This is a genomic window from Scandinavium tedordense (assembly GCF_024764965.1).
Taxonomy (GTDB): domain Bacteria; phylum Pseudomonadota; class Gammaproteobacteria; order Enterobacterales; family Enterobacteriaceae; genus Scandinavium; species Scandinavium tedordense.
The window spans coordinates 26,359-36,179 of sequence record NZ_JALIGG010000042.1; the positions used below are offsets into that span (position 1 = coordinate 26,359).

At 50.2% G+C, this 9,821-nt stretch carries 10 protein-coding genes and 1 rRNA gene; 4 read left to right on the top strand and 7 right to left on the bottom strand.

The annotated features are described in order from the left end of the window. Positions 1-166: 166 nt before the first annotated feature. Positions 167-682: a Der GTPase-activating protein YihI gene (gene yihI / locus MUU46_RS00645; protein WP_159761627.1), complete on the bottom strand. Its 516-nt coding sequence runs from the start codon at positions 680-682 to the stop codon at positions 167-169. Between the two features lie 585 nt (positions 683-1,267). On the opposite strand from yihI, the gene yihA reads away from it, so the two are divergent. Further along, positions 1,268-1,909, top strand: a complete 642-nt coding sequence (yihA, locus tag MUU46_RS00650; RefSeq protein ID WP_159761628.1) for a ribosome biogenesis GTP-binding protein YihA/YsxC — start codon at positions 1,268-1,270, stop codon at positions 1,907-1,909. Positions 1,910-2,014: 105 nt separating this feature from the next. On the opposite strand, the gene spfP is transcribed toward yihA, so the two are convergent. Both spfP and polA read right to left on the bottom strand, forming a co-directional pair. Next, positions 2,015-2,062 carry a small protein SpfP gene (gene spfP / locus MUU46_RS23035; RefSeq protein WP_071892919.1) on the bottom strand — a complete coding sequence of 16 codons (48 nt, stop codon included), beginning with the start codon at positions 2,060-2,062 and terminating at the stop codon, positions 2,015-2,017. 209 nt (positions 2,063-2,271) lie between these two features. Next, positions 2,272-5,064 carry a DNA polymerase I gene (polA, locus tag MUU46_RS00655; protein WP_159761629.1) on the bottom strand — a complete coding sequence of 931 codons (2,793 nt, stop codon included), beginning with the start codon at positions 5,062-5,064 and terminating at the stop codon, positions 2,272-2,274. Positions 5,065-5,460: 396 nt separating this feature from the next. Between polA and yihG the strand changes: the two genes are divergently transcribed. Beyond that, entirely contained in the window at positions 5,461-6,363 is a 903-nt protein-coding gene (yihG, locus tag MUU46_RS00660; protein WP_258964486.1) for a 1-acylglycerol-3-phosphate O-acyltransferase, YihG family, read from the top strand. A 71-nt stretch (positions 6,364-6,434) separates the two neighbouring features. On the opposite strand, the gene dsbA is transcribed toward yihG, so the two are convergent. The 3 genes from dsbA to MUU46_RS00675 form a co-directional block, all read right to left on the bottom strand. Continuing rightward, positions 6,435-7,058, bottom strand: coding sequence for a thiol:disulfide interchange protein DsbA (gene dsbA, locus MUU46_RS00665; RefSeq protein ID WP_159761631.1), 624 nt, complete (start codon positions 7,056-7,058; stop codon positions 6,435-6,437). A gap of 26 nt (positions 7,059-7,084) precedes the next feature. Then, positions 7,085-8,071 (bottom strand): serine/threonine protein kinase, encoded by a 987-nt coding sequence (locus tag MUU46_RS00670; RefSeq protein ID WP_159761632.1) that lies wholly within the window; start codon positions 8,069-8,071, stop codon positions 7,085-7,087. Positions 8,072-8,147: 76 nt separating this feature from the next. Further along, positions 8,148-8,417, bottom strand: coding sequence for a YihD family protein (locus tag MUU46_RS00675; protein ID WP_110511913.1), 270 nt, complete (start codon positions 8,415-8,417; stop codon positions 8,148-8,150). A gap of 69 nt (positions 8,418-8,486) precedes the next feature. On the opposite strand from MUU46_RS00675, the gene mobA reads away from it, so the two are divergent. Together mobA and mobB are read left to right on the top strand one after the other, a co-directional pair. After that, on the top strand, positions 8,487-9,071 hold the full coding sequence (gene mobA, locus MUU46_RS00680) for a molybdenum cofactor guanylyltransferase MobA (RefSeq protein WP_258964487.1): 585 nt from the start codon (positions 8,487-8,489) through the stop codon (positions 9,069-9,071). Next, complete coding sequence (mobB, locus tag MUU46_RS00685; protein ID WP_258964488.1) at positions 9,068-9,580, top strand: molybdopterin-guanine dinucleotide biosynthesis protein MobB; 513 nt, start codon at positions 9,068-9,070, stop codon at positions 9,578-9,580. The genes mobA and mobB overlap by 4 nt, the downstream gene beginning before the upstream one ends. A 124-nt stretch (positions 9,581-9,704) precedes the next feature. Here mobB and rrf read toward each other — a convergent pair. Further along, positions 9,705-9,820: ribosomal RNA gene (gene rrf / locus MUU46_RS00690) — 5S ribosomal RNA — on the bottom strand. Position 9,821: the final 1 nt, after the last annotated feature.

Below are 9,821 nucleotides of genomic sequence, written 5' to 3' on the forward strand. Positions count from 1 at the left end.
GCGAACGACGACGGCGTGCCGGCTGAGCCGTAATTCGGGCACTCAGCCGGTTGCGCAGCCAATGCTGACGCCGCGACAACCGTCGTAGTTTAACGAATAACCACCCCAGATAACACATAACCAAAAGGGTTATAAGCAGGACAGGCAGTCCGAAGGGGTGCAAACGTTAGTTTCCACCTTTCAGCAAACGCATCATGTCTTCTTTGCCTTCGTCTTCTTCTTCGTCTTCATCGTCGTCGTAAGAAAGACCCAGCTCCTGCATCAGCGCATCAATGCGGTCTAGTTTTGCATCAACCCACGTTTGTTCTTCGGCGCTAAGGGCTTCGCCCTTCTCGAGACGTTCCAGCAGCGCGTCCAGGCGCTCATCGTTTTCCAGTAAATCCAGCTCAGCCTGCGGTGAAAGCATAGGTTTCTCGCTCTTCGGTTTTTGCTGCCGGGTTACCGGACGCTCGACAGCGCCCAGCTGAATCGGAGTTTTACTGCCAATACGTGGATCTTTCTGTTGGCCCTGTTTCTTACCACCAGCGCCAGCCTCACCGCCACTCGCGCGGCTGCCTGCTGAGTGACCACGGTGCTTTTTGGTGCGTTTACGGTCACGCGCTTCCTGATCAAGCTCTTCACGCGTCTTGCGACGGGCTTTACCAGGTGCTGTGCTACGCGGTGCGGATGTTGGTTTTTTCATGATAATGGGTTTCTTTACGTTGTTTACTACAGTATAGAATTGAGCCGGAATCTAGCAGAAAGCAGACAAAGAAAAAAGGCGACAGAGTAATCTGTCGCCTTTTTTCCTGACTCACAACCCATTACGGGTCTGACAATCCCTGTTTGCCACCAACTCACCCTGTTTTTCCCTTGGCGCAGAACATTCCCTGTCTTCTTCCTGATCCTTTTCCGACGTCTCCAGACGTTTGCCTCCTGGCAATTCCTTTGTCTTCGCCTCCTGGCGCTCCTGACCCTCGTCCTGAGTTCTTATCCTTTTCGGCATCCTCGCCTGATGGGGTGTACTTTACCGTTTTATTCTTAACACTCAAGTCGCCATCGGGCATAAAAATGTCATTTCTGAATAACACAAAAGAATAACTAGTTGATTTTTATGTGATCATAAAAAATAGTACCTACAACTTCTCTGAAAGTTCGCATAGTAATGATGGCAAATATCCTACAAAGAGAAGGGGTAATGCTCACAACCCCTTATTCGACAAACACCGCCTTTTGCCATTGTTCAGGTATACTCCCGGCCATAGCCCGATTTTATGGAGACGATCCTTTGACTAACCTGAACTATCAACAGACGCATTTTGTTCTCAGTGCGCCTGATATTCGCCACTTGCCGTCCGATACCGGTATTGAAGTGGCATTTGCCGGTCGCTCCAATGCAGGTAAATCGAGCGCCCTGAATACCCTGACCAACCAGAAAGGCCTGGCGCGTACGTCCAAAACACCGGGCCGAACTCAGCTCATTAATCTGTTTGAAGTCGCTGAAGGCAAACGCGTTGTCGACTTACCGGGTTACGGTTACGCCGAAGTACCGGAAGAGATGAAGCTTAAATGGCAGCGAGCACTGGGTGAATACCTGGAAAAACGCCTGTGCCTGAAAGGGTTGGTCGTGTTGATGGATATTCGCCATCCGCTGAAAGACCTTGATAAGCAGATGATCGAATGGGCCGTCGACAGCAATATTGAAGTATTGGTGCTGCTGACCAAAGCCGACAAACTGGCAAGCGGCGCGCGTAAAGCGCAGCTGAATATGGTGCGCGAAGCTGTGCAGGCCTTTAATGGCGATATTCAGGTAGAAGCGTTTTCTTCACTGAAGAAAATTGGCGTAGATTTATTGCGTAAGAAGCTCGATATCTGGTACAGCGAAATTGCGCCTCAGGAAGAGCCTGAGGAAGAGACCAGCGGGGAATAATTCTGACTGGCGAATTACCCTGATAAGCGCGGAACTCTCCGCGCTTTTTTTTCTTTCGCGCAATAAAAAACGCCCCAGTCATTACTGACTGGGGCGGCTAAATATTCAGCCAAATCCGATTACGTGAAGTAAAAGGTCTGAAAGATAGAACATCTTACCTCTGTACCCTACGCGATTAACTCTACTCTTTTTTCATGAGCCCAGAAAGCACTTTTTGTAGTTTTTTTTCACTTCTTGCATAGTGAATTCCGATGGTCATCACAAAACGCTATAAGTTATGTTGCTTACTTACAAAAAGTGCCGACAAAAACACTGGGCTTAAAAACGCGGATTTTAGCGAATATTTGGCCTGAGACAGACGCTTAGTGAGCCTGATCCCAGTTAACGCCGCTGCCCACTTCCACCAGCAATGGAACATCGAGCGTCGTGCTGTTTTCCATCAGTTCATGGACTTTCTTCGTGACCGCATCGAGATCGTCTTTATGCACTTCAAACACCAGTTCATCGTGCACCTGCATGATCATTCGCACCCGTGGCTGCTCTTTCAGCAACCAGGCATCGACCGCAATCATGGCACGTTTGATGATATCTGCCGCCGTGCCCTGCATCGGGGCGTTAATCGCTGCACGCTCAGCGCCCGCTCGGCGGGCCGCATTGCTGGATTTGATGTCCGGCAGATACAGACGACGCCCTTCCAGCGTTTCAACGTAACCTTGTTCTTTAGCCTGCTCACGCGTACGTTCCATATATTCACGCACGCCTGGATAGCGCTCAAAATAGAGATCCATGTACTTCTGGGACTCTTTGCGCGGAATATTCAGCTGACGGGAGAGACCGAACGCACTCATACCGTAAATCAGGCCGAAATTGATCGCCTTCGCGCTGCGACGCTGTTCGTTACTGACGCTATCTAAAGGCAGACCAAAAACTTCCGCTGCGGTAGCGCGGTGAATATCTTTTCCTTCAGCAAAAGCCGTTAGCAGGCCTTTATCGCGGGAGAGATGAGCCATGATGCGCAGCTCAATTTGCGAGTAGTCCGCGGAAACAATCAGATAATCCTCTGGTGCGACAAATGCCTGACGAATACGACGCCCTTCTTCATTACGCACCGGGATGTTTTGCAGGTTCGGCTCGGTAGAAGACAAACGTCCCGTCGCTGCAACCGCCTGGTGATAGGAAGTATGTACGCGGCCCGTTTTCGCATTGATCATCAGTGGCAGCTTGTCGGTGTAGGTCGATTTCAGCTTCGCCAGCCCACGATATTCGAGGATAACTTTCGGCAGCGGGTAATCCAGCGCCAGCTCTTCCAGCACTTCTTCAGAGGTGGACGGCGCGCCACCTGGGGTTTTCTTCAGCGGCTTAATACCCTGCTTTTCAAACAGAATAACTTGTAGCTGTTTTGGTGAGGACAGATTAAATGCCTCGCCCGCTATCTCGTGTGCTTTTTGCTCAAGCTCAACCAGACGCGTCGCAAGTTCCGCAGAATGGTTGTGCAACACGTCCGGGTCGATGTTAACCCCATTACGTTCGACACGAGAAAGGACGGGCACTAACGGGATTTCGATATGCTGGAAAACATTCAGTGGGCCTTCCTGCTTTTGCAGTTTTGGCCACATTTTCAGATGCAGTTGCAGCGTAACATCGGCGTCTTCTGCCGCATAACGACCCGCTTCGTCGAGGGCAATCTGATTAAAGGTGAGCTGATTTTTGCCCTTACCGGCGATTTCTTCAAAAGTGATGGTTTTGTGTTTCAACCAGCGGTCAGAGAGGCTGTCCATATCATGACGACCGGCCACGCTGTCGAGCGTGTAGGATTCCAGCATGGTATCGAACGCAATACCACGTAACTCAATACCGTAGTTCGCCAGGATGCCGCGATCGTATTTCAGGTTCTGGCCGACTTTCAGGCTATTATCATCTTCCAGCAGCGGTTTCATCAACTCCAGCACGCGCTCGAGTGAGAGCTGCTCCGGCGCATCGATATAATCATGTGCTACCGGAACGTAGGCAGCTTCGCCCGGCTCTGCGGCAAACGACAGGCCAACCATATTGGCGGAGACGTTGTCGAGGCTGTCAGTTTCAGTATCGAACGCAAAGACTGGCGCTTTCTTCAGTTTTTCAATCCACTGTGTGAGCGTTGCTTCATCGAGAATAGTGACATAGTTTTCCGAAGAGAGCGCGGTTGCTGGCTCTTCAGGTTCTTCTTCCACCGCAGCGGCCGCCGCAGCCAGCGGTTTTGCTGATGGTTTTCCGCCTTTGGCCTGCATCCATTTCCCGGCTTCAACGTCCGTAATCCAGCGCTTGAATTCATACTGCTTAAACATACTGAGCAGTTCATCGGCCGCAGGCTCCTGAACCTCAAGCTGATCGCAGGTTAATTCCAGTTCTACGTCGGTTTTGATGGTCGCAAGCTTGTAGGAGAGATAGGCCATCTCTTTATTCTGCTCGAGCTTCGTAGCCATTGTTTTCGCGCCACGGAAGGTGAGCCCGGCTATTTTCTCCGGCTCTGCATACAGCGTATCCAGACCGCCCAACCCTTGTAGCAGCGCTTGTGCCGTTTTTTCGCCCACGCCTGGAACACCTGGAATGTTATCCGAGGAGTCACCCATCAGGGCGAGGAAATCGATAATCAACTCTGGCGGCACGCCGTATTTGGAAACCACTTCTTCCGGACCAAGCACGGTATTCGTCATGGTATTGATGAGCGTGATCTCAGGCGTGACCAACTGGGCCATGTCTTTATCACCGGTACTGATCAGCACCGGACGGCCCGATTTTGCGGCTTCACGCGCCAGAGTCCCAATCACGTCATCAGCCTCAACGCCTGAGACAGCCAGTAACGGCAGGCCCATTGCCTTTACCATCGCGTGCAGCGGTTCAATCTGCGCACGAAGATCGTCAGGCATCGGCGGACGATGAGATTTGTAATGTTCGAACAGTTCGTCACGGAAAGTTTTGCCCTTGGCATCAAAGACAACCGCCGCATGCGTTGGTTGATACTGCATGATCAGGCTGCGCAGCATATTCAGTACGCCGTACATGGCGCCCGTCGGTTCACCTGCGCTGTTCATCAGCGGAGGAAACGCGTGGTATGCGCGGTAGAGATAAGAGGAGCCATCAACCAGGATGAGAGGGTTTTCTTGGATCTGAACCATAATTTCCGTGCCTGTTTATCTGATTAAGGATAAAGGATGCCACAGACAGAGCTAAAACATGAGTTTTTCGCCGTTATTGCGCTAAAAGTTTTGTAGATCCTCGGGATCGCTCGCAACCTTGTTCTGTGGATAAGTTTGTGCATAGATTTATTCCATCGAATAAATCCTGGTCACACGTGATTCCATGTAACAATATTTATTATATTTTTCATCATGTTAACTTGAATCCATGTCATTTAACCCACTATTGGTGACAATTTGCGCCATGTGGATATAACTATTCGATATTTTTCTACTCTGGTAGGACCCGTCTTCAGGGGTGATTTCTGGTAAAATCAGCCTCTTATGCCTGTCTAAGCCGCACTTTATACAATTAACTATCTGAATAAATTGATTATGTCGAGATTACTCGCTGCGATGACGCTTTTGCTGAGTATCGCCCTTACCATTATCGTGACCATTGCCTGCTCCGTGCCAATCATCCTGGCGGGCATGATTAAACTGTTGCTTCCCATTCCCGTGGTATGGCGTTCCGTCTCGGCGTTTTGCAACCTGATGATGTACTGCTGGTGTTCTGGCCTTGCATTATTACTTCATCTGAATCCGTGGCTGAAGTGGGATGTCGAAGGTCTTGAAGGGCTGAACAAGAAGAACTGGTATCTGCTTATCTGTAATCACCACAGCTGGGCAGACATCGTTGTGTTGTGCGTTTTATTCCGCAAGCATATCCCGATGAATAAATACTTTTTGAAGCAGCAGCTGGCCTGGGTTCCGTTTATCGGTCTGGCCTGTTGGGCGCTGGATATGCCCTTTATGCGGCGCTACTCAAGGGGCTATTTGATTCGCCATCCGGAACGTCGAGGGAAAGATGTGGAAACCACGCGTCGTTCATGCGAGAAATTCCGCAATCATCCCACCACGATTGTGAATTTCGTCGAAGGCTCTCGATTTACGGAAGAAAAGCGCATTGAAACGCACTCGTCTTATAAGCATCTTCTGCCGCCGAAGGCTGCTGGGATCGCGATGGCTCTGAACGTGCTGGGAGGCCAGTTCGATAAGCTAATGAATGTCACGCTGTGCTATCCAGAAAACGATCGCACGCCCTTTTTCGATATGCTGAGCGGGAAGCTAACCCGCATTGTCGTCCACGTGGATCTGGTTCCTGTGGCCGAAGAGCTGCACGGCGATTACGTGAACGATAAGAACTTTAAGCGCGGTTTTCAGCGTTGGCTGAATGCTTTATGGACGGAAAAAGATGCGCGAATCGAAGAGATGAAAGCGGCGGCAAGTGTGAAATGAATTTACGTTATTAGCCTTCTGATATTTCTGGGCACAGAAACAATAACGCCGGTCAGTGACCGGCGTTTTTTTTATTTCTTCTCAACCAGTTGCTTCACGGTGTCGGCATATTGCTGCACGAAGACATCCATGTTGCTGGTATCCATACCCTGCGGGTTCAGCTGATATTTACCGTTGACGTACATCGCCGGAACCCCCTGCAGTTGCAGATCGGCAGCTGCTTTTTCTTCCTGAGCAACGATGGATTTCACCACGAAGCTGTTCCAGGCTGCGTCATAATCTTCGCCTTTAATGCCTGCATCTACGAAGACCTGACGGATGTCAGCAACAGTTTGTACGGTCTGGGTCTTCTGCACGGCTTCAAACATTGGGGCGGTGATCTTATCTTCCACACCCAGCGCCATAGCCACTGCCCACGCCTGAGTCAGCTCTTTGCCCAGTGGGCCCAGGAACTCAACGTGGTACTTGGTCATTTTTGTGCCTTCCGGCAGTTTCTTCTTCACGGTATCGGAGACGTGAAGCACCTGCTCAAACTCATAACAGTGCGGGCAATAGAATGAGAAGAACTCCAGAACCTGTGGTTCACCAGCAACAGGCTTCTCCAGCGTGGAGAATTGTTTGCCATCAGTGATTTGCGCAGCGGCGGCGCTGAATGCCAGTACCATGCCTGCCAGCGCCAGAAAAATCTTTTTCATTGTTAACTCTCTCCTGAAAATGTCTGTTAATACATTGGCGTTAATTGTAATGGTGGCTCCTGGAGAACTCTGACTTGTTCCAGGAACATTTGGGTTTGCCTGCGCCAGTTATCTTCCTCGGCAAGCCACGGAAAATTAACGGGAAAGGCAGGATCTCCCCAGCGGCGGATTAACCACGCCAGGTAGTAAACCATACGCATAGCGCGTAGCGGTTCAATGAAGGAAAGCTCAGCGGTATCAAACGTGCTGAACTCTTCATAGGCTTCAAGAATGGTATCAAGCTGCATCAAACGTTCGGCACGATCGCCGTGCAACAGCATCCACAAGTCCTGAACAGCCGGTCCATTTCGGGCATCATCAAGATCGACAAACATCGGCCCATCGCGCCAGAGTATGTTACCGGCATGGCAATCGCCATGAAGTCTCAAAGATGTAAAACGGGTGTGCCATTGCTGCATGACGGCATCAATCAGCTTGTCTGTGGCTGCGAGGAAATCGGCTTTTAGAGAAGATGGAACCAGCGGCGTAGTTTCAAAAATCTGGCGGGGTTCCAGTAAATATTCCTGTAGGCCGATATCCGGACGCGCGGTAAACAGCTTCTTGCGACCGGTCTGATGAAGGCGTCCTAATGAACGGCCAACCCATTCCATCTGGTCGAGGTTATCAGGTTCAAACTGACGCCCTCCGACGCTTGGGAAAACGGCGAAGGAAAACCCCTGTTGGCTCAGGAGCGTTTCACCCTCAAATGTAATAGGTGCCGCAACAGGTACATCATCGGCCTGTAAGTCCTGCGCGAACTGGTGCTCTTCACGGATTTGGTCTGCGGACCAGCGCTGTGGACGATAGAATTTCACGACGAAGCGACGCCGGTCTTCATCCTGAAATTGCCAGACGCGGTTCTCGTAGCTGTTGAGTGGAGTCAAACCTGAATCCACCCGAATACCCTGATCAAAAAGTGCATCAACGATGGTATCCGGGTGTAGAGTCTGGAAAGTAAAAGCCTTATCGTTCATCCGATTATCCGGAAATTACTGCGAATAATTCAGGATATCATTTCACAGCCTTTTCGGTCGCCCCTCTTACAAGCTTTTACTCTTTTATTACGCCACGAGCGCGGAGCAGTGCGGTTTTAAAATCTTCTTCATAATCTTTCTTAATGCCCGGGATAGCGGCATCTTTCGCGGAATCGCGCATTTTCAGATGATAAATCAGAATATCATCGGAAAGATCCGTCAGCTCACCGTCAAAACCTGACTCCTTCGCCAGTTTCTGTAAGAATTGCATCAGATTCAGCTCGGGCTCTTTTTGCCAGGCTGGCTGGAGAAGCTCAATCACTTCGTTCAGACGTTTACATTTCATTTATTTGCTCCTTACGCTTAACAGTCACACGTTAGCAGGGTCAAACCCACAATAAAAGAGGCGATATTCATGAATCAATATCAGGGGATAACAGGCGTCGTACTGGCAGGTGGAAAGGCAAGCCGAATGGGTAGCATCGATAAAGGATTACAGGAACTTAATGGTATTCCGCTGTGGCAACACGTCGCCGCTACGCTTTCAGCACAAACAGAAACGTTGGTTCTCAGCGCTAATCGTTCCCTGGATATTTACCGTTCCTATGGCCATGTCGTCGTGGAGGATACATTACCGGATTACCCCGGTCCTCTTGCCGGAATGCTCTCTGCTATGAAGCAATTACCGGGCGAGTGGTTTCTGTTTTGCCCGTGCGATACGCCCTTTGTCCCTACATTTCTGACCGATCGTTTTTTGCAGTTTAAAGCTCTATCACCGGTGGTATGGGCATACGACGGTGAACGCGATCATCCGACTGTTTCTCTCATTAGCCGCAGCGTGGTCCCGGCCCTGGAAAAATATCTCGAGGCAGGAGAACGTCGGGTGATGGTCTTTCTTCAGCAGTGTGGTGGACATCGCGTTGATTTTAGCGATGCCAAAAACGCATTTATCAACGTGAATACGCTCGACGATTTACAAAACATGCAGGTGAAATTATGACGCCGGTTCTGGCCATTGCCGCATGGAGCGGTACGGGAAAAACGACCTTATTGAAAGCGCTGATCACGGAACTGTGCGCTCGCGGTTTACGCCCTGGACTCATCAAACATACTCATCATCGGATGGATGTCGACACACCGGGGAAAGACAGCTACGAACTGCGCAAGGCAGGAGCCGCCCAAACGTTGGTTGCTAGTGCACAGCGCTGGGCATTAATGACGGAAACGACAGAAGCTGAAGAACCTGACCTGCAGTATCTGGTTAGCCGCATGGATCTCTCAATGCTGGATCTGGTGCTTGTTGAGGGTTTTAAACACGAGCCTGTCGCGAAAATTATGCTGTTTCGACAAGGTGCTTCTCACACGATTGAAGAACTTGCTCTCGACGAATACGTCGTAGCCATTGCCAGTGACACTCCGATTGATGCGCTTTGCCCATTATTGGATCTTAATAATATCAATCAGATAGCCGATTTTATTGAGCTATGGGTAGCGCAGCAGCGAGTCTGACCGACTTTTAGCAGGAGCGATAATCTGGATTAAGATTAGAGAATGCAGAGAGCATGAAGGAATTTTATGACGTATAAACGCAAAAAACCCCGGCCTTTCGGTCGGGGTTTCTTACTTATTTGATGCCTGGCAGTTCCCTACTCTCGCATGGGGAGACCCCACACTACCATCGGCGCTACGGCGTTTCACTTCTGAGTTCGGCATGGGGTCAGGTGGGACCACCGCGCTGTTGCCGCCAGGC

Excerpts from the sequence above, each read along its gene's own strand:
- yihI (WP_159761627.1), bottom strand. The coding sequence starts at position 682 with ATGAAAAAACCAACATCCGCACCGCGTAGCACAGCACCTGGTAAAGCC.
- polA (WP_159761629.1), bottom strand. The coding sequence starts at position 5,064 with ATGGTTCAGATCCAAGAAAACCCTCTCATCCTGGTTGATGGCTCCTCT.
- yihG (WP_258964486.1), top strand. The coding sequence starts at position 5,461 with ATGTCGAGATTACTCGCTGCGATGACGCTTTTGCTGAGTATCGCCCTT.
- dsbA (WP_159761631.1), bottom strand. The coding sequence starts at position 7,058 with ATGAAAAAGATTTTTCTGGCGCTGGCAGGCATGGTACTGGCATTCAGC.
- MUU46_RS00670 (WP_159761632.1), bottom strand. The coding sequence starts at position 8,071 with ATGAACGATAAGGCTTTTACTTTCCAGACTCTACACCCGGATACCATC.
- MUU46_RS00675 (WP_110511913.1), bottom strand. The coding sequence starts at position 8,417 with ATGAAATGTAAACGTCTGAACGAAGTGATTGAGCTTCTCCAGCCAGCC.
- mobA (WP_258964487.1), top strand. The coding sequence starts at position 8,487 with ATGAATCAATATCAGGGGATAACAGGCGTCGTACTGGCAGGTGGAAAG.
- mobB (WP_258964488.1), top strand. The coding sequence starts at position 9,068 with ATGACGCCGGTTCTGGCCATTGCCGCATGGAGCGGTACGGGAAAAACG.